14 protein-coding genes and 5 pseudogenes are annotated in these 18851 nt (G+C 70.2%); 8 read left to right on the plus strand and 11 right to left on the minus strand.

Features of this window, described 5'->3' with window-relative positions; all coding sequences use genetic code 11:
* Window positions 1-39 precede the first annotated feature (39 nt).
* Both OG871_RS39050 and OG871_RS39055 read left to right on the plus strand, forming a co-directional pair.
* Window positions 40-897 (plus strand): annotated as a pseudogene (locus OG871_RS39050) (transposase); the annotation flags it as partial.
* A gap of 141 nt (window positions 898-1038) precedes the next feature.
* Window positions 1039-1425, plus strand: a pseudogene (locus OG871_RS39055) (transposase domain-containing protein); the annotation flags it as partial.
* 570 nt (window positions 1426-1995) lie between these two features.
* Here OG871_RS39055 and OG871_RS39060 read toward each other — a convergent pair.
* The 4 genes from OG871_RS39060 to OG871_RS39075 form a co-directional block, all read right to left on the minus strand.
* On the minus strand, window positions 1996-2760 hold the full coding sequence (locus OG871_RS39060; protein ID WP_371503184.1) for an SDR family NAD(P)-dependent oxidoreductase: 765 nt from the start codon (window positions 2758-2760) through the stop codon (window positions 1996-1998).
* 95 nt (window positions 2761-2855) lie between these two features.
* A complete protein-coding gene (locus tag OG871_RS39065) occupies window positions 2856-3020 on the minus strand; it encodes a hypothetical protein (RefSeq protein WP_371493471.1) in 165 nt (54 codons plus the stop codon).
* Between the two features lie 326 nt (window positions 3021-3346).
* Entirely contained in the window at window positions 3347-4063 is a 717-nt protein-coding gene (locus OG871_RS39070; RefSeq protein ID WP_371493469.1) for a transglycosylase family protein, read from the minus strand.
* Window positions 4064-4593: 530 nt separating this feature from the next.
* Entirely contained in the window at window positions 4594-4836 is a 243-nt protein-coding gene (locus OG871_RS39075; protein ID WP_371493468.1) for a hypothetical protein, read from the minus strand.
* A gap of 638 nt (window positions 4837-5474) precedes the next feature.
* Here OG871_RS39075 and OG871_RS39080 point away from each other — a divergent pair.
* Window positions 5475-5684, plus strand: a complete 210-nt coding sequence (locus tag OG871_RS39080; protein ID WP_371493466.1) for a hypothetical protein — start codon at window positions 5475-5477, stop codon at window positions 5682-5684.
* A gap of 268 nt (window positions 5685-5952) precedes the next feature.
* Window positions 5953-6906: a PleD family two-component system response regulator gene (locus tag OG871_RS39085; protein ID WP_371493465.1), complete on the plus strand. Its 954-nt coding sequence runs from the start codon at window positions 5953-5955 to the stop codon at window positions 6904-6906.
* 323 nt (window positions 6907-7229) lie between these two features.
* Here OG871_RS39085 and OG871_RS39090 read toward each other — a convergent pair.
* Together OG871_RS39090 and OG871_RS39095 are read right to left on the minus strand one after the other, a co-directional pair.
* Window positions 7230-7365, minus strand: a pseudogene (locus OG871_RS39090) (transposase); the annotation flags it as partial.
* Window positions 7366-7419: 54 nt separating this feature from the next.
* The gene (locus OG871_RS39095) at window positions 7420-7671 is read right to left on the minus strand and encodes a hypothetical protein (RefSeq protein ID WP_371493463.1); all 252 of its coding nucleotides are present in this window, start codon (window positions 7669-7671) and stop codon (window positions 7420-7422) included.
* 138 nt (window positions 7672-7809) lie between these two features.
* On the opposite strand from OG871_RS39095, the gene OG871_RS39100 reads away from it, so the two are divergent.
* Complete coding sequence (locus tag OG871_RS39100) at window positions 7810-9261, plus strand: hypothetical protein (protein ID WP_371493461.1); 1452 nt, start codon at window positions 7810-7812, stop codon at window positions 9259-9261.
* A 145-nt stretch (window positions 9262-9406) separates the two neighbouring features.
* Window positions 9407-9517 (plus strand): annotated as a pseudogene (locus OG871_RS39105) (IS630 family transposase); the annotation flags it as partial.
* A gap of 26 nt (window positions 9518-9543) precedes the next feature.
* Here OG871_RS39105 and OG871_RS39110 read toward each other — a convergent pair.
* Together OG871_RS39110 and OG871_RS39115 are read right to left on the minus strand one after the other, a co-directional pair.
* Entirely contained in the window at window positions 9544-10119 is a 576-nt protein-coding gene (locus tag OG871_RS39110; RefSeq protein ID WP_371493460.1) for a helicase associated domain-containing protein, read from the minus strand.
* Between the two features lie 194 nt (window positions 10120-10313).
* Window positions 10314-10493: a hypothetical protein gene (locus tag OG871_RS39115; RefSeq protein WP_371503534.1), complete on the minus strand. Its 180-nt coding sequence runs from the start codon at window positions 10491-10493 to the stop codon at window positions 10314-10316.
* Between OG871_RS39115 and OG871_RS39120 the strand changes: the two genes are divergently transcribed.
* Entirely contained in the window at window positions 10473-11087 is a 615-nt protein-coding gene (locus OG871_RS39120) for a transposase (protein ID WP_371503525.1), read from the plus strand. The two genes, OG871_RS39115 and OG871_RS39120, sit on opposite strands and share 21 nt — an antisense overlap.
* 56 nt (window positions 11088-11143) lie before the next feature.
* On the opposite strand, the gene OG871_RS39125 is transcribed toward OG871_RS39120, so the two are convergent.
* Window positions 11144-12247, minus strand: coding sequence for an acyltransferase family protein (locus OG871_RS39125; RefSeq protein WP_371493457.1), 1104 nt, complete (start codon window positions 12245-12247; stop codon window positions 11144-11146).
* A gap of 81 nt (window positions 12248-12328) precedes the next feature.
* Between OG871_RS39125 and OG871_RS39130 the strand changes: the two are divergent.
* Window positions 12329-13335 (plus strand): annotated as a pseudogene (locus OG871_RS39130) (IS5 family transposase).
* A gap of 642 nt (window positions 13336-13977) precedes the next feature.
* Here the strand turns inward: OG871_RS39130 and OG871_RS39135 are convergent.
* Window positions 13978-14268, minus strand: coding sequence for a transposase (locus OG871_RS39135; protein WP_371493456.1), 291 nt, complete (start codon window positions 14266-14268; stop codon window positions 13978-13980).
* A 329-nt stretch (window positions 14269-14597) separates the two neighbouring features.
* Window positions 14598-18539, minus strand: coding sequence for a hypothetical protein (locus tag OG871_RS39140; protein ID WP_371493454.1), 3942 nt, complete (start codon window positions 18537-18539; stop codon window positions 14598-14600).
* Window positions 18540-18851: the final 312 nt, after the last annotated feature.

An 18851-nucleotide genomic window follows, 5' to 3' on the forward strand; every position in this document is an offset into this window, starting at 1 on the left:
CACGTCGTCGGCGAACCGCCCGTGGGGCCGGCCGGGGTGGGCGTCTCGCGCAAGAAGTCCGACCACCTCGACGCGATGGTGCTGGCGAACATCCTGCGCACCGACGCCGACGCCCACCGGTAGCTGCCGGCCGACAGCGAACTCGCCTAGGCCGTCGCCGTCCTTGCCCGCGCCCAGCAGGACGCCGTCTGGGACCGCACCCAGGCCGGCAACAAGCTCCGCTCCCACCTGTGCGAGTACTTCCCCGGCTACCTCGCCGCCGTCCAGCCGATCACCGGCGGCCTCACCGCGCCGCTGGCCCGCACCCTGCTGGCCACCGCACCCACCCCCGGCCAGGCCGCCCGCCTCACCCGCCGGCTCAAGGCCGTGCTCAAGCGCGCCGGCCGCCAGCGCGGCATCGAAGCCGAGGTCGAGCGCCTGCACGCCGCCCTCCGCGTCCCGAAAATGCGCCAGCTCCCGCTGGTCGAGACCGCGATGGGCCGCCAGACCCTGGCCCTGCTGGGCAAGTTCGAGACCGTCTGCACCGCCGCAGACGACCTCGCCGAAGCCTCCGTCGAGCTGTTCGAGCAGCACCCCGACGCCGCAGTCATCACCAGCTTCCCCGGCCTCGGGGCGCTCAGCGGCGCCCGGGTCCTCGCCGAGATCGGCGACGACCGCAGCCGCTTCGCCGACGCCAAGGCGCTCAAGGCCCACGCCGGATCGGCGCCCGTCACCCGCGCCTCCGGCAAGAGCCACGCGGTCATGGTCCGCCGGGTCAAGAACCAGCGCCTGGCCGCGGTCGGCTACGTCTGGGCCTTCGCCTCGCTCACCGCCTCGCCTGGTGCCCGGGCCCACTACAACCGCCCGCGCAAGGCCGGCGACCGCCACAGCTCCGCCCAGCGCAACCTCTACAACCGGCAATGCCACGAAGTTAGGCCTGTTGCCGCACTGTCAAGTGCGTTCGCAAGATGGGCACATGGGGCGGAATCCCCTGGTAGGAGGAGAGCCGACCAAGACTTGTCCCGTTCAGAGGATCCCGTTGTCGAGCCAGCCTGCCACCTGCACATTGACACGCACCACGATCGTGCCGAGGGCGCCTTCGCTCCCGGCCACCTCGGCGGGTTGACCCAGTTCCTGCCGTTCGAGCTCGTCGACGACGTGCTGGAGCAGACCGGAACCGTCCAGCAGCGCGTTCGAGCCTTACCGTCCCGCGTCGGGATCTACTTCGTACTGGCGTTGGGACTGTTTCCAGGGCTTGGTTACCAACGCGTGTGGGACAAGCTCGTCGCCGGCCTTGCGGGCCTCGACGTACATGCCCCTTCGGAGACTGCCCTGCGCCACCTGCGCAGACGACTGGGACCGAAGCCGCTGGAGATGCTCTTCCACGTGCTCGCGGTGCCGCTGGCGCGACCTTCAACACCGGGCGTGTGCTACCGGCACTGGCGGGTTGATGGTGTTGGCGAGTTGGCCGGCGGTCTTTGGGCTGGGGGTTTCGTGGGTGTGGTGAGAGTGGTGCTGTTCCTTTGAGGGGTCTCCTGCATGTGGCGGGTTCGGTGATAGCCCTGTCGGTGGGTGGCTTGCTGGTGGGTGTGGGCTGTGGCGCGGATGGCTGCTGAGATTTCGTGAACGGGGTGGGTGATCTTCCGGGGTCGGGGCGTCTAATAGTCGGGGTGGAAGAGACGCAGTCGTCGCAGGTCAGCTGGCGCTCCGTCAAGGGCGGCGCGGAACTCACTTTGATCGTGGACACCGCCCTTGGTCGGTTCATGCGCCGAATACCTGATGCTCTGCGTTGCCGGCCGATGTCGAGCAGGGCACTGGGGCCGAGATGGCCACACACGCGGCCGCTGCTACCTGGGGCCTGCCGGACTTCGAGCTGCGCTCGGTTTCCCGGGGTCCTTCGCGGCCCCCGTCGATGATGACCCGCGGGCGTGCGCGGAGCGCGGACCACCGCGCAGCCCGGCCCGGATGGCGGTTCACCGCCCGGGCGGGGCCGCGCCCCAGAGGGGCCCGCCGGTCTCAGGCCGCGAAGCCGCCGTCCACTGCGATCGCGGCACCGGTGATGTACCGGCCCTCCGGGCCCACCAGGTGGGCGATGGTGCCGGCCACGTCCGCGGGGGTGCCGAACGAGCCCAGCGCGGTGAAGCTGGCCTGGAAGTCGGCGCCCGGCCCGTCGGCCGGGTTCATGTCGGTGTCGGTCGGACCGGGGTGCACCAGGTTGGCGGTGATGCCGCGCGGCCCGAGCTCCCGTGCCAGCGCCTTGGTCAGCCCGGACAGTGCCGCCTTGCTGGTCGCGTACACCGAGCCACCGGGGAAGGCGACCCGCTCGGCCATGCAGCTGCCGATGGTGACGATCCGTCCGCCCTCGCCCAGGTGGGCGATGGCCGCCTTGGAGGCCAGCAGCGACCCCCGGACGTTGACGTCCAGCACCCGGTCGATGTCGGCCTCGTCGATCTCCTCGATCGGGCCGACCACGCCGACGCCCGCGTTGTTCACCAGGATGTCGAGTCGGCCGAACCGCGTCGCCACCGCGTCCACGGCCTCCCGGATCGCCCGGGGGTCGGCGCTGTCCGCCCGTACGGCCCAGGCGCGGCGGCCCATTCCCTCGATCTTGGCCGTGACCGCCTCGGCGCGCTCGGCACCTTCCCGGTAGGTGAGCGCCACGTCGGCGCCTTCCTCGGCCAGCCGCAGCGCGACCGCCTCGCCGATTCCCCGGCTGCCGCCGGTCACCAGCGCCACCTTGCCCGCCAGCCGTGCGGCCACCATGGTCGTGCTCATCGTCATCTTCCCCGAACTCGCTGTCGTGTTCTCGGACATGACTCGATGATCGGACGCCGGCGATCACGAGTCCGGCGGTATTCGGACATCGCGTTCAACGTTCAACAATCGATCGGACGCCAGTCCTTCACGGCGATTCCCGCGAGCGCCGCGGTCGCCAGGCGCAGCGCAGGCAGCGCGGCCAGGTCGGGCGGGGTGGCGAGCGGGCCGACCAGGTCGACGCCGGTGAACTCGGCCGCTCCGGGCAGCGCCCGCGCGGCCTCCACCTGTGCCCGGCCCGCGCCGCTGCACAGGTCGAGCCAGGCGGCGTCCGCGCCGGCCGGACCGCCGGGTCGAAGCCCAGTTCGCGGGCGTAGCTGTTGACGCCGCTCAGCCCGCGCTCGCGGTTCATGGTGTTGTGTCGACGACGGGGGAGCCGGTCAACTCGGGGCCGCTGATCAGCTTCGCCGCCCTGCGAGCCTACTGACGCGGACACCGGGGCCCTCCAGCCCGGTCGCCCGCCGGGGGCCCGGGCACGGCGCCGGACACCAGGGCCCACGCGCCGGAGCCGGCCGCCCCTCGGAGGGGTGGCCGGCCGTGGTCCGACCCGGAGTCAGAGGTCCAGCACCTGGTCCGGGAAGATCAGGTCGGGGTCGCCACCGATGGTCCGGATGTTCCTCGTGTACAGGCTCCACACGTCGGTGCCGAACTTGACCGCGATCTCGCTGAGGGTGTCGCCGCTCTTGACGGTGTAGGTGCCGGTGGGGGCGCCGGGGGAGTTGACCGGGGACGACGGGGTCGGGGTCCGCGCCGATCGCGTGGCGTCGGTGGAGCTCCGGTCGGGCTTCTGGGCCGGCCGGGCCTGGGCGGGCTTGGACTTGGGAGCGGGCTTGGCCTCGGTGGCGGTGTCGACCTGGGCCGGCGCGCCGCCCCTGGTCAGACCGGCCTTCCTGGAGCAGACCGGCCAGGCACCGGGGCCCTGCGAGGCGAGCACCTTCTCGGCGACGGTGATCTGCTGCGCCCTGCTGGCCCGGTTCGCCTGCGGCGCGTACGCGGTGCCGCCGTACGCCCGCCAGGTGCCGGCGGTGAACTGCAGACCGCCGTAGAAGCCGTTGCCGGTGTTGATCGACCAGTTGCCACCGCTCTCGCACCGGGCGACGGCGTCCCAGGTCGAGGCGGAGGCGGCCGAGGCCGAGGGGGCCGAGACGAGGCCGGCCACCGGCAGAGCCGCGACGGCGGCGCCGGCCACGACGGCCACGCGGACTCGGTTGCGCTTGGTGGGGGCCTTGGTGGAGGTGGTGGCAGCGATGGTCTCGTGACCGGAAGTCATGAACATCCTCTCGACAAGCCCCAGGCAGGCATGCGGAACCAGGCCCCGGTGGGGCCCATGTTTCGTTCACCTCATTCGTTGGACGGCCGGGCACGTGTCCGACGTGCCCGTGCCGCCCGGTCTCCCCGCTCACCGCCGGCCCGTTCCGAGCTCGGCCGGTCGGCGGGCACGGCCCTCGCACCGGGGTCAGCCGGCGGGCCGTGCTTCGGGGTGAACCCGGGTGGTGCTCGTTGCACCGCCCAAGAAGCTACGGGCGGTTGTGGCCAGTCATCAAGTAATTCCATTACGGCGCAGGCCAGTTGACTGTTACCGGCGGTAAGGATCAAGAAGTCTCGCCGGAAATGACAGCTTTTGAGGGGGTTTTTCATGATCGAAGAGGCCGGCAACGCGCCCCCGATCACACCAATGCCCATCGAAGCCGCCCGCGAGCTCCACCCGAAGTGATCGTCATATGACGATCCGTCACCGAATCAAGCGGAGTTCCCGCTTCCGCCGCCTGTCTTGGTGGCACCAGCCACAGCCGTCACCCATCACGCCCAGGATGGTCGCACAGCGTAATGGCCCACCAGCCCGTACCCGGCGCAGTAGGCCAGTCGCGGCGCCTTCGGCGAGAGGCATGCGCCCATCGACACCCCCACCACCGCCAGGAACAGCTGCCACGTCAGCGAGGCCGCGCACACCCCCGGCCGCAACGCGGCCCCGCCGCCGCGTACCCGGGCGCCCCCTCCCGTCACCATCGCGGCGAAGTACAGCGCCGTCGTCGGGTTGACCATCGTCAGGTCCCTGAACCGCAGGAACGTCCCCGCGACGCCTCGCGCCGAGTGCCTGCCGGACCCCGCCCCCGACCCTCCGTCAGCCACGGTGCCCACCCTGCCGGGTACGGCCGCCGGCACCTCCGAGGACGCCGACCGCCGCAGCCCCACCAGTCCGCGCACCGCGACCACCGCCGGCAGGAGCGCCGCGACCGCCGGCGTCCACGGCTCCCACCCGGCGAGCGCCTCCAACAGTCGCGCCCCATTAACGTCGCCAGCGCCGCTCGTCCTCGTTGGTACCGCTGTGGTCTGTGCCGTGGTCGCCGAGGAACTGTATCGGCGCGGCCGGAAATCCCAACGGCAGCCAGGCGGGCGCCCCCTCCGCAGCAGGTGACCGCGAGGCCCACGGCGCGGGCGCCCTGCGCGTCCCGCCGGGCGCCCGCCCCGGGCACCGACGGGACTGCCGGATCACGGAGTCCCGGAACTATGCAGGCACGCCGACGCTGGCTGTTGCCGGTGTGTTGTCGTCCGCTGTTGCGGGGGTGTTGCAGGGCGCGCAACACTCCAGGCCTCCGAGATGCTTCTGCCAACTCGTTCTGCTGATCGAGTCTTTGGGTCCGCGCCGAGGTGGCTCGGGCTGGCTTGTGCGGAGGTATGAAGTGCGGCGTTCGCTGCTGTCCATGAGGTCGGCGCTGGTCTTGCTGCTGGCCATGCTCACCGGGATCGGGGCGGGGGTGCTGTGCCGGCTGTCCGGCTCGCCGACCGCGCAGTGCGTCCTGTACGGGGCCGGAGCGTTCGGCGTCGCGGTCCCGTTCTTCGACCGGCTCGTCGCCGGCCCGGAGACCGAGTGCGAGGAATCGTCCCCGTGACCGCTGCGCACCGGGGGGGCATGGGGTGGCCGCCCGAGCGGGTGGCGGGGCTTGAAGGCGAACCGGTACCGGACGGGCCGGTCAAAGGGGTGGGAATGGGCGGGCTTCAGCCGCTGGACGACAAACTCAACAGCGAGTGCCGGGCCTTCGCCGAAGCCCTACGCGAGTTGTTCCTGGAACTGGCCCTGTCCGCCCGCCGCTACGCGACCCGCTGCTACATCAGCCCCGGCACCCTCTCCCGCTACTTAGGCGGCACCCGCATCCCCCAGTGGGACTTCATCGAGACCTCTTCCGCCACGTCGCCGAGGAGCGTGGCACCCAGATCGACCCCGCCACCCACGACCGCCTTCGCGGCCTGCGCCTGGCGGCCCTGCGCACCAGCGCCTCCATCAGCCAGGCCGTCCAGCAACTCGAAGGCCAGCTGAAGGCCGCCGACCAGGAAGCCAGGCGCACCAGCGCCCGTAAGGACGAACTCGACCACGCCCTGGACGACTACCACCACCTCATCGCCGACCTTGACCTGCGCCTGAAGCGGCTGGAGACGGACCAGGATCCTGTGCCGACCGCGGAGGCGCTCCCGATCGTGCCCGACGAGGACATGGCGAAGATCCTCACCGAACGGCAGATCCTCGCCATGGAAGTCACCCGGCTCAGCCGCGAACTGGAGGAGACCCGCCAGCGCGCCGCCTTCGCCGAGGTCCGCTGCAACCTGCTGGAGCGCCAGCTCGCCGTGGTCGAGAACCAGCAGGGCACCCTCCTACCCGAGCCCGAACTGGTCCAGCTGGTCGACCCCGCCACCAGGCCGACGCTGACCGGCCAGCCCAAGGTGCTCCTGGTCGACGACCAGCACCCCAACCTCCTGGCCCTCGAAGCCGTCCTCGGCACCCACGACCACGAAGTCGTCTCCGCCTCCTCCGGCCCGGAAGCCCTCAAAGCCCTCCTGGAGTCCGACGACTTCGCCGTCATCATCCTTGACATCCAGATGCCCGAGATGGACGGCTACGAGACCGCCGCCCACATCAAACGCCGCGCCCGCACCCGCGACATCCCGATCATCTTCCTCACCGCCATCGGCAACGACCCCGAGTACTCCATGCGCGGCTACGCCGCCGGCGCTGTCGACTTCATCGTCAAACCCTTCGACCCCTGGGCCCTGCGCGCGAAGGTCGCGGTCTTCGTGGAGATCTACCTGGAGCGCCGCCTCTACGCCCTACCCCGATAGCGACCTCCGAGGAACGCACCGGTGCCGTGTCGGGGTTGTCCGCCTTGTCGACCGTTGCCCCCGGCATCCGCCGGCGAATGGCGGCACATGGACCACGTGCACTTGCGTCCGAAGCGATCCCGGAGCCGATCTCGAAGGGGTGCCAGGCCAGCGACGGCCGGGCACCCCTTCCCCGCGTCGACTACCGCTGCGCCTCGGTCTGCTCGCGGATCGCGGCGGCAACGTCCGGCAGCGCGTACGCGACAGCGGCCAAGCCTTCGCCGATTGCGTCGGTCTGCTTCTCCTCACCCTGCCGGCCAGCTGCGTCGCTGGCGTACGGGCGAGGTGGCCAGGTAGAGCTGTTTGAGTGCAGCCTGCTCGTGCTCGTTGGGGAAGTGGCCGCAGGGGCTGGCGGCTCTGCGGTATCGGGAGTTGGGGCTTTCGACGGCCGCTGGTGGTGCAGATGATCTTCCGGATCTCGTGTCGAAGCCGAGGAGGGGGCGAGCCGTCTGGCCGCCCGTGGCTTACCAGTGGTCAGGGCTGGTCGGTGTCGGGCGCGGTGTGGTGGGTGGTCGGTGGTGTGCCGGGGTCTGCTGCTGGTGGTTCGGTGTCGGGGGTGGGTGGGGTGCGGTGGTTGCCGGTCCAGGCGCCGTACAGGCCCCCGACGGCGACGCAGACGGTGGCCAGGTCCCCGGTGCGCACCCCCGCGACGGTCATCAGTACGGCGGCCGCGAGGACGGCGAAGAAGACGATCGCGTCCAGCCTGCGCTTGTTGCGCGAGCGCATGAATTCCTCCATCGGGTTTCGGCGTTGGGGTGAAGGCCAGCATGCGCTCGTGGTCTGATTGTCCGTCTCGGCCGCAGCGGAGAGTGCCTGGTCGGCCCGGGGAAAGTCGTGGACAGTGCGGACACGGGGAGACTGGCGATGGCGCAGGCGGACAGTGGCGGCGAACCGTTCGACGGCCTGGACGGCGACACGCCGCCGGCCGAGGCGCTGGCCGGCTGGCTGCGCGATCTGACCACGGGGCTGAGCCTGCGTGAGCTCGCCAAGCGCTTCCGCTACGGCCACACCCGCTGGGGCGACTTCCGCTCCGGCCACCGGCTGATCCCCAGCTGGCTCCTCGAGGAACTCGTCACCGCCCTCGTCAAGGACCCGGTCAAACGGCACCTGGCCCTGGTGCGAGGCCAAGAACTGCTCGCCGCGGCGGAGGAAGCGGCCCTCGCCGCCACCGCGGCACCGCCCACCGCGGCGACCGACTCCGCGGCCGAGATCCAGCTCAGACTCGACGACGCCCGCCAGGGACAACTCCAGGCCGTCCAGATGGTCCATGACACCACCCGGATCATCTTCATGCTCCTGACCGCCGTCGCCACCCTCGGCGAACGATGCCGACACCTCGAAGACCAACGCGACCGCGCCGCCACCGGCACCCACGACCAGCGCGAACTCACCGCCGTCCAGGCCGAACTCGCCGACACCCGCCAACGCCTCGAGCACAGCGAGACACTCCTCGCCAAAGCCCGCCACGAACGCGACCAGGCCGAACAGCTGCGCATCGAGGCCCAGCAACTGGCCGCGGCCCACTACCGGGCCTGGCAGAACCGCCGGCTCCCACGCGACCCGCACCCACACGACGACACCACCACCACCGGCACCGCCACCCCCGACGACACCTCACCGCCCACACCACCCCTGTGGCAGTACGACCACCTCCTCGAAACAGCCGACGCCGAACTCGACGCCCACGCCACCAACCTCGCGGCGCTGCGCCGGCGGATGGGTCTGCCGGATGCCGCCGACCCGGTGTCTCCGGCCGCGGGGTCCGGTGTCGTGCCCGGCCGCGTTGTCCGCGTGGACAGCGTGGACACCAGCGTCGGCTTCGCTGATTCGGACGGCATCCTGGGGCCAGGTCCCGAGACGGCCGTGACCTTGTCGGGTGTCCGGACACCTGACGTCGCACGCCGGCCGGAGGTCCGCGCGCTGGCGGAACAACGGGCCGGGGAAGCAGCCGTGACGGCGGCGCGCTCCGAACCTTCCGCGACTCCGCACTCTCCGCCTCCCGGCCTCGCGGTGGTGTCCGGCCCGGTCGCCTCGGACGGCGCCCGAGAACGTCGGCCCCGACGGGCGGTGATCACCGGCATCCTGGGGCTCCTGGCCGGCATCGGCCTGATCTCCTACGCCTTCACCGCTTTCGCCCGTGGTACCGCTGCCGACCCCGCCACCAAGACTCTGAGTGGCACCGGTACGGCGATGGTCGCCACCGGCGTGCTCGTCTGTGTGATCGGCATGGGCTTCCTTCTCTCCGCACTCATCGACCGATACGGCGACCTTCAGGCGTCCGACAGCGAGGACGTCCCCTACTGGACCGGGATCTGACACGGCGCCCGAGGGCGTGACGCCGGACTGTAGGCGATTGGAGGCGCCGGTCAAGCCCCCAACAGCCACCATCCAGTTGCTCGCCGCCCGCCTGCGGGCGAGAAAACTGCGCACCCTACACCGCCTGATGCGCGGGTCAACCCCAAACGCCAACGCCCGCCACCCCGACGTCCTGGCCGCCAAGCGCCGAGAACGCGCTCGAATCCGCAGCGAGAAGGGCATCCGCTGGGGCGGACGCCCACTACTCGCCGCTTGATCGAGCACCCCGGCGAACCTATGCGGTCACAGCACTAGGGCCTCGGTGCGGCGCTGCGCGGTGCGGGCGTTCTTCATGATGACCCCGACCGGCCTGCCACTCCAGACGGCCTCGTTCGGCGGGCAGGCGTGCCCGTGCTCGGCCGAGTACCCGGCCACCGCGGCGAGGTTGTCGGTGAAGGCGGTGTCGAATGCAGACCACACCATCCCGAGCGCGTCCAGTTCCTTGACGCGCTCCGAGTCGAGGACGTCGGCGGCCTTGTAGCGGCGCTGGTCGGCCACCCACACCCCGAGCCGGTGCCCGGACGGCGCGACGTAGGCGTAGGGCACCCGGACGTCGTCGAACTTCTCCTTGTAGGCGAGGAGCTCTTCCAGGCCCCGCCGGAACTCGGCCCGCTCCGGCTCCAGCACCCGGGTCCGCACGAACGCCGCGATCACCGCCGGATCCCGCTGGGTGGAGAACTGGAGCAGCTGCGCCTCTCCGCCGGCGGAGCGGAACTCGTCCGGCTCCCCGGCGTGCTTCGGCTCACGCGGGGGCCGGGTCTCGGACTGGGGCAGGGCCAGGCGCTCGACGGCGGCCGCGTCGTGTGCGCGCAGCGCCATGAGCAGCTTGGCCAGCCCGTCGTAGGCCCGGGAGGTGAGCAGCTGGTTGCCGTTGGAAGGGGTTCGCCGCCCACCTCACCGAGACGTGCGCCTCCGACAGCGTCAACGTGATCACGGACGTGGCCACTACCTCCGCCGCCACCAACGATGCCCAGGCCCTGCCCGGCATCCACAGCCGCTGGGAGCGTCGCGGACTACTGCCCGCCGAGCACCTGGTCGATGGCGGCTACACCTCCCTGGTCCACCTGGAGCGAGCCGCCCGCGAACACCAGGTCACCGTCAGCAGACCACTCCCGGACAACCCCACCAGCCAACATCGCCGGAACGAGGGCTTCGACCGGGACGACTTCCACATCGACTTCGACCGCCGACAAGTCACCTGCCCGAACGGCCAGGTCAGCGCCGGCTGGCACGGCCCCTACCCGACCTCCTCACCCACCGCGGCACCCTTGATCGTGGCGCGGTTCACCACGAGCCAGTGCCAGCCGTGTCCGGACCGGCCCCGCTGCACGAACTCCCGAGCCCGCAACGTGGGCTTTCCCCCACGAGAACTCCGCGACCTGCAAGTCCGCGTCCGCGCCGAGCAGCAGACGCCCCACTGGAAGGCCCGCTACGCGGTCCGCTCCGGAGTGGAAGGCACCATCAACGAGTTCGCCCACGGCCATGGCATGCGCCGCTGCCGCTACCGTGGCAGCCTCGGCGGCCCCGCCCACACGCCACCGCCTGCCAGCACGTGCTCACGTGCCGGCAGGCGGTGGTGGACTTCATGGAGGAAGTGTCGCGCCGGTCCTGCGGCGGCCGTGCCCCCGGGGTGCGGGCGGGGCAGGACCGGCGCCGGTGACCCGAAAAGGGCGGAACGCCGAAGGGCACGGGCAGCTCAGGCCGTGGATGGCCTGGGCTGCCCGGTGAGCCGGTGGGCGCTCCTGGCGCGGCTGTCCGCGGCGCCTGTCCTCCCTGGATTCTTGTGACCGCCGTACCCGGCCGGCCGGCCGCCGTGGTGCAGGGCGCGCGGCCCGCCGACGGTCTACTGGCCGCCCGCGGCTGCCCCCTGGGCCACCGGGGTGGCGGCCGCGGGTTCGGGCAGCGGGCCCGGGGCCGGCACGCGCACCGCGTGCACGGCAGGCCGGCGGGGGTTCTTCGGGCCGATCCGCCGCAGCCACTTGTCCGCGGGATGCTCGATGAAGCGGTAGCAGAGCCACGACAGCACGACCGCCACGGACAGGAAGGTCCACAGGGGCACCAGGTTCTGCCAGCGCTCGCCCTGCACCATCTTGACGTGGGGCTCCAGCCACTTCATCACGGTGAGGTGGATCAGGTAGAAGGCGTACGACCAGGTCCCCAGTGCCACCAGCGAGCGGGAACGGAACACGGAGCGCTTCCCGGCGAGGTCCCGCCCCGCGGCGGAGATGATGAGCACCGCGAAGGCCGGGGTCATCAGCTGGTTCCACCAGAACATTCCGAGCAGTTGCTGGTCCATGGCCCACTTGATGGCGTAGACGTCGGCCGCGACCAGCAGCAGCGCGACGCTCATCGGAATGCGCGGCCGCCAGCCCCTGAGCATCGCGGCTGCCACCACGATGCCGAGCAGGAACTCCAGGGCCCGGTACGGCGGAATGCGCAGCACCACCAGGAGGTGGAAGGTGTCGTTGTGGTGCGGGAGGTAGTAGTCGAACGCCCACTTGCGGAAACCCAGGTCCAGACCGACCAGCAGCGCGGCCAGCGCGGCCAGGACGACCGGCTTGGCCTTGATGATCGGGCGGATGACGAAGGGGAAGATCAGATAGAAGAACGCCTCCGCCGACAGCGACCAGGACACCGGGTTGCCGGTCAGCAGCACGTTGGGGTGCCATGCCTGCAGCAGGCTCACGGCGAGGAACACGTCCTGGTGGGCGACCGACCACACCTGGTGCAGCGCCACATAGGCGAAGGCCACGCTCACCACCAGGGCGGGCCAGATGCGCACCAGCCGGCGCCAGTAGAACACCCGCATCCTGGTCTCGTCGGAGAACGACCAGGCCAGCACGAAGCCCGACAGTACGAAGAAGAACGCCACCCCGGAGTCTCCGTAGAGGGTGTAGTCACCGAGATAGGGGACCCGGCATATCTGCCCGCTGTGGTAGATGAACACCGCTAGGGACTGTTCTGAATTCAGATCATGATTGCGCCGGTTCGTGCTCCTCGGTGGTGTGGTGGCTGGTAGAACGAGTCCATGACGCGCGGCGATCTGACGGACAGTGAGTGGGAGCTGGTTGAGCCGTTCCTGCCGATGGCGGCGACGGGGCCGATCCCGGACCTGCGGCGGCAGTTCGACGCGATCATGTGGCGGTTCCGGGTGGGCAGTCCCTGGCGGGATGTCCCCGAGCGGTACGGCAACTGGTCGACGATCTACGGCCAGTTCGGCACCTGGGCGCGCACGGGAGTCTTCCAGACGCTGATGGAGGGGATGATCGCCGAGGCCGCCGCGCGCGGCCAGGTCGACTTGTCACTGGTCAGCGTGGACTCCACCGTCTCTCGTGCGCACCATCACGCCGCCGGGATGGTCGTGGACGCCGAGTTGCTGGAGGAGCTGGAGAAAGCCGTCGCGGAGGAAAAGGGGCTGTTGCGAAGGGACGAACCGGAGCGATAGCGGGCCGGGGCGACGACACCGACGAGGCGGAGGAATCCCGGCGGGAGGCGAAGCGCCAACTACGCCGACGCCACCGGGCCCGGCTCAAGGCGGCCGCGCTGGGGCGATCGCGCGGCGGGCTGACCACGAAGACCCACCTGGCTGCCGAGCGGCGCTGCCGCCCACTGTCCCTCGTACTCACCCCGGGCCAGAGCGCGGACAACCCGCGGTTCACCGCCGTCATGGACAAGATCAAGGTACGCGGCCCGATCGGCCGGCCCCGAACGCGCCCCGACGCGGTGGCCGCCGATAAGGCCTACTCCGCTCGCACCACCCGGGCCTACCTGCGCCGACGCCAGATCAAGGCAGTCATCCCGGAGAAGGACGACCAGGCCGCCAACCGCAAGAAGAGAGGCCGAGGCGGCGGACGGCCCGTCAGCCACGACGCCGATCTGTACCGCGATCGCAACACCGTCGAACGAGCCATCAACAAGATCAAGGACTGGCGGGGCCTCGCCACCCGCTACGACAAGACGCCCGCCAGCTTCGAAGCAGGTCTCCACCTGCGCGGCTCCATCATTTGGCTCCGCAGCCTGAAGCCCACACCATGATCTGAATTCAGAACAGTCCCTAGCGCCGCGAACCATCGGAGGCCGGTGAGGGAGTCCAGCCGCTGAGTTCGTTGCGTGGGGCTGAGAGGCAGTGACATCAATGATCCAAGGATTAGATGGGCGCTGTGCCAAGCAGGGCATGTTAACAAGGACCACATCCGTACACAGAGCGGGCCCCGGCCACCCTGCCACCCCGCCCGCCCCGTTCCGGAACGAACCGAACCCGCCTGCACCACCGACGGCGCCGTCGTCGAGAACCACACCTACGACAGCGCCGACCGTCTGACCGACACCGGCTTCACCTACGACGCCTTCGGCCGCACCACCAAGACCGGCACCGGCGCCACCAACACCTACTGGGCCAACGACAAGGTCGCCGCCCAGGAGAAGGGAGACACCAAGCAGGAATGGGCCCTTGACCCGGCCCACCGCCTGACCGCCTTCACCACCGCCAAGAAGCAGGCCGACGGCACCTGGGCAGGCGCCACCAGCAAGCTCAACCACTACGGCGACGACAGGCGGGGCGCCGGTTGGCTGTTCTGCGCAGCAGCGCAGAACAGCCAACCGGCACCCATCCACCCCACCTGGCGTAGCCTCCCGGCCTCGCCCGGCCCCGGTCACGAGTACTCGCTCACGCGCCGATCATGGCGGGACTATCAGGATTCCGTCGTCCTGGGTGAGGCGCTCGCGGAAGTCGGTCAGCACGCTGTGGTGGAAGCCGGGATCGTTCAGATCCATGGCCAGGGAGTACTTGAAGTCGATGCGGCAGCGGACCGCTTCGGCTGCCTGACGGTCCGACAGTCCGAGCAGGAACTGCAGCACGCAGACGGTGCCCAGCTGGGCGGGCGAGAGACCGGGACGGCCGTCGCGCGGGTACCAGCCGGCGAAGTCCTCGTCGTGCCACAGCCCGTCCAGCCGGTCCCGTACCCACATCGCCGTCGTCCCCTTCGGATTGCTCGCCCGTGCGACCTGCACAGTCAGAGCGGGAACCTCTTCGCCGGAACGGGGACGGACGGACAACGCGCACCTCGCCACTGGGTCGACCTGCACCACAGCCACGAACCTGCCCACTGATCACCCTGCTCAGCCGGGGACCACCAAGATCACCGACAGAGTCAAGCTAAGGGGCCGCTTGGTATTTGAGGCACCGGGTGACGGAACTGGACCCCCAGTTTCCCTCCGCCGCCCTTGGAGTCCCACACCCGGCTGCCCGGGCCGTGTCGGCCCGGGCAGCTATGAACGGGTGCTTGTGCGGGGGGTGGTTAGTTGACGGTGCCGGAGGCCCAGATGGGCCATCCGTCGTAGCGGTAGATGACGAGGTTGCCGTCGGGTTGGAGGAACATGCTGTCGCCGGGGGAGGCCGTTCCGACGGCCCACAGGGCCGTGCCGGGTGTGTGGGCAGGTTGCTGGTAGATGCCGAGGTTGCCGTCCGACTGGAGGGTCAGGACGGCGTTGGGGTAGCCGCTTGCGCCTTGGGTCCAGGTGCCGCCGGCGGCTTTGGTGATGGTGAGGAGACCGTTGGTGAAGGTCATGCCGGCGCGGTTCGTGGTCCAGGTACTGCCGCTGGAGTAGTTGGTGTCGTCGCTGGGGAACAGGACGTAGCCGGGAGTACCGGACAGCAGTGCGACCTGGCTGGGGTTGAGGGTCGTGCCGGCCCAGACCTGGACGTTGGAGACGGCTCCCTTGAAGGGGCTGACGTGGCTGCCCTGGTACATGTAGTCGCCGACCCGGAAGCCGCCGGTGAACCCGGCCACGGGGCTGTGCAGCCCGGAGACGGTCTCGATGCCGTTCAGGTACAGCGCCATGACGTTGGACGTGCGGTTGTAGCTGACGGTCAGGTGCGTCCACGTGCCGATCTGCACGAGACCACCGCCCGCGCCGGCGTGGACGCAGTCATACGCCCAGGCACTGCTGTCGGCCTGCGACATACAGAAGTACCACTGCTTGCTCGCACTGTCCGCGTACACGATGAAGCCCGCCGACTGGGTGCCGTCCTGCGAGAGCAGCACACCGCCCGTCGCGTCCGCCTTCACCCACGCCGAGGCTGTGAAGTCCGCCGAAGGCGACAGGGCGGCGGAGCTGCTGCTCATGACGCCGGTGCTGGTGCCGCTCAGGCGCACGTCGGGGTTGAAGATGTCCTTGGTGCTCCAGGTGGCGCCGGCCTGCCCGGTGAGCGGGGTGGTGCCGGTGGTGTCCTTGGCGGTCGTGACGGCTGCGCCGTTGGTGGTGTTGTCGTTGAGGGCCCAGGTGTGGGTGGGTGTGACGAGGGTCTGGTTGGCGGTGGGGGTGAGGGTGGTGCCGTTGAAGAGGTAGGGGGAGGCCTTGCCGTTGGCGTCGACGGCCCAGAGGTCGGCGGTGCCGTTGCGGTCGATGTCGGCGGCCTGGAAGGCGGGCTTGCTGGTGGCGTCCCAGCCGCTGGAGGCGACCTGGAGGGGGGTGACGGGGTTGCCCATGGGCAGGTCGAGGAGGTTCTGGGGGCTGTAGTAGTAGAGCTGGCCGCCGGCGTCGGAGCGGGCGAAGAGGGCGGGAAGACCGTTGACCAGGGTGGTGGTGATGGTCCAGCCGGTCCAGTTGCCGGTGCCGGTGGGGTTGGTGTCGGAGACGTCGATGGCTCCGCCGGTGCCCGTAAAGGTCCCCGTGGTGACGGCGGCCTGTTCGACCTGGAGGGAGCCGTCGAGGATGAGGAGCAGCCCGGGGAAGCCGTTGACGGGCTCGTCGTTGAGAGTGTTGTAGAGGGAGCCGGCGCTGGCGATCCGGGTGGCCTTGGATCCGGAGCCGGTGGTAAAGGCCTTGTCGATGACGTTGACCGCGGCACCGGTCGCGGGGGAGAGAGCGGAGCCGTCGCCGCTGCCGAAAAGAACGGTGCCGGTGCCGGTGGTGGGGTTGTAGGCGAGGACGTCGTTGAACCCGTCGCCGGAGGCGAAGTGGCCAACGACAGCCTGGAGACCGTTCCAATCACTCGGGTTGCCGTTGGTGTTGACCGCAGTGCCTTGTGCGCCGATGTTGTCTGCGGCGGCATTGAGTGTGTTCACTGTCGTACCGGAGGACATCCACAGGCCCGCCGGAAGGTTGGCCCGGTTGCCTACGACCGCGAGGTCGGGGTGCGTGTCGCCGGTCAGGTCGTTCTCCGCCGCGGTTGCGGGCGCGGTGGCATTGAGAACGATGCTGGCAGAGTCACCGACATTCCCCCCGGCCGAGATCGCCGTCACCGTCAGAGTGTTGACCCGCCGGGTGGGCTTGATGGTCACCGTCGCGTTGCCGGAGACGGCGGCGACGGTGGCGGGGGCGGCGCCGTTGAGCTGGTAGAGGTAGCTGGAGGGCACGATGCCGGTGGGGTTCGCCGTGACGCTGAAGTTGGCAGTGGTCCCGACCGTGTAGGAGGTGGCGGGCTGCGAGATGCTCGGGGCGCCGGGGACGGTCGGGTCGAAGGTGAAAGTGCAGGTGGCACTTGTGGGGCTGTTGGCGATGCCGTCGCTGGCGACGACGTTCCAGGAAAAGTTGGTCAGGGCGCCGCCAGCTGCTGCGGCGAGGGTGGCTCTGGGAATGATCAGCGAGGCGGTGGTACCGGAGGTCGCCGACAGCGAACCAGTGGTGCTGGAGGCGATGACGGCGCCGGTGGAGCTCTTGACCGCGGTGAACGCGACGCCGAGGGTTCCGCCGTCGGGGTCGCTGACGCCGGCGTAGAGGCTGACGTCGCCGTTGCCGATCACGGTCGGGGTTCCGCCGCAGGAGGTCTGGGGCGAGGTGGTGAGGGGAGCCGGCGTGGTGGGGGTGTGGTTGTAGGTGGTGGACATGTACATCGTGGACGGCTGGAACTTCTTCCACGCGTACTTGTCGGACTCGTTGGAGGCCTTGAGACCGAGGGTGACGTCTCCCCAGTTTCCGTTGGCCGCGGACTGCATCAGTGAAGTGGTGTCGAAGCCGACGGAGGCGGTGGGGCAGCTGCTGGAGTATCCGTTGGCTACGGTCTGGGTGTCGCTCTTGCCGGTCCAGTTCGGCTGGTTGTTCCAGGTGGTGGAGCCTGTGATGCCGCCGGTCCACCACAGTTCGACCGGGGTGGCGGTGCAGGAGGGGGACCAGGTCTCGGTGGCGTAGAACCGGGAGGAGGTGACCTGGGCGCCGTAGATGCTGCTGGGGACACCCATCCGGGCGTAGGCGCGGCCGACGTAGTTGGGGGATTCCCAGCCGTTGTAGCCGACGCGAAGTCCGGTGGCGTCGGAGGTGTGCCAGTAGCTGGTGGTCTGGAAAGTGGAGTTGACGTAGGTCCAGTCGTACAGCGGGCTGCCGGCGCTGGAGTACGTCGGGTCGATGTACAGCGGCCAGACGGTGTTCTGGCCGGACAGCAGCGCGGGGTCGGGGGTGAGGGTGATCGACCCGGCGGTGACGGTCGCGGCGATGGGTGCGGTGTGGGCGGTGGCGCCCGGGGCGGCGGCGCTGGAGCGCGCGGGGCTGCCGCTGCGGGCGTCGAGGGTGGTGCCGGTGGTCGGGTCGGTGACGGTGGGGGCCGCGGTGTCGACGGCGGAGTCCCACACGCCGCGCACGGGGGCGGGAGCGGAGAAGACCACCTTGCCGTGCGGGTCCTTGGCGGCGATGTTGCCGGCCGCATCCGCGGTGAGGCCGATGCCGCTGGTCCTGGTGGTGAAGGCGAGCGACTTGAGAGCCGGGTTCGCGGCGGCGGCGGCGTCCTTGACCACGAGGACTTCGGAGAAGCCGCCCTGCGGGTCGGCGGTGACCTTCAGGTCCACGCCCGCGAGCACACTGTAGGTGGCGGTGGGCCCGTCGAGTGCCGGGGAGGGAAGGCTCTTGGTGAGCGCGTCCGGCAGGGTGATCGACAAGGACCGGGTGCCGGACTTCATGACGGCGAGGGGGCCGTTGCCACCCTTGGAGAGGGTGAGGTCGCTGGTGGTCAGGGCCGGCGCTATGGAGCCGTCGGCGCGCTTGACGAGTGTGGTGTCGAGTGGCTTCCAGGCGCCGTCCTTGCGTTTGCGGACGGGGGCGAGGGCCTGATTGAGGGTGAGGCTGCCGTCAGGGTTGGCGGTCAGCTGATCTGTTGCGGTGGTCGAGGCGTCGACGGGGACGGCCTTGCCGGTGGCGCGGGCTTTGGCGGAGGCCTGGTCGGCCGTCAGCGCGGCGGTCGGAGCAGCCTCCGGGGCGGCTGTCGCGGGGTCGGCGTGTGCGGGTGCGGCCAGGGCGGTGAGCGTCATCGCGGTTAGTGCCCCGGCGAGGGCCGCCGCGAGGATGCGGCTGCGTGGTGTGGGTGCTGGCACGGGAATGAGCCCCGCCTCTCACAGAGTCGTGTCGGTGCTGCCTGCGGCAGCCTCGCGGGAAGAGTTGCACGTCAGAGCCCCTGCTTCCGAACGCGCTTCCCTGCACTGCGATCACGCCTTGAGGGGATTCCTGACACTATGTCGGAGATGCCGTTTGAAAACTTGATAAAGCCTTTGCCAAGCCGATGGTGACGGCCCAGGGCCGAAACGGCCTCCGCGGGGAGGGCGAAGGCTCGGCGACAATCCGGC

The organism is Kitasatospora sp. NBC_00374 (genome assembly GCF_041434935.1).
GTDB lineage: Bacteria > Actinomycetota > Actinomycetes > Streptomycetales > Streptomycetaceae > Kitasatospora.

Bases quoted from the DNA above. Each gene is read 5' to 3' on its own strand.
- OG871_RS39060 (WP_371503184.1), bottom strand. From the start codon at position 2,760: ATGACGATGAGCACGACCATGGTGGCCGCACGGCTGGCGGGCAAGGTG.
- OG871_RS39070 (WP_371493469.1), bottom strand. From the start codon at position 4,063: ATGACTTCCGGTCACGAGACCATCGCTGCCACCACCTCCACCAAGGCC.
- OG871_RS39075 (WP_371493468.1), bottom strand. From the start codon at position 4,836: ATGGTCAACCCGACGACGGCGCTGTACTTCGCCGCGATGGTGACGGGA.
- OG871_RS39095 (WP_371493463.1), bottom strand. From the start codon at position 7,671: ATGCGCTCGCGCAACAAGCGCAGGCTGGACGCGATCGTCTTCTTCGCC.
- OG871_RS39100 (WP_371493461.1), top strand. From the start codon at position 7,810: ATGGCGCAGGCGGACAGTGGCGGCGAACCGTTCGACGGCCTGGACGGC.
- OG871_RS39110 (WP_371493460.1), bottom strand. From the start codon at position 10,119: ATGGCGCTGCGCGCACACGACGCGGCCGCCGTCGAGCGCCTGGCCCTG.
- OG871_RS39135 (WP_371493456.1), bottom strand. From the start codon at position 14,268: ATGTGGGTACGGGACCGGCTGGACGGGCTGTGGCACGACGAGGACTTC.
- OG871_RS39140 (WP_371493454.1), bottom strand. From the start codon at position 18,539: ATGACGCTCACCGCCCTGGCCGCACCCGCACACGCCGACCCCGCGACA.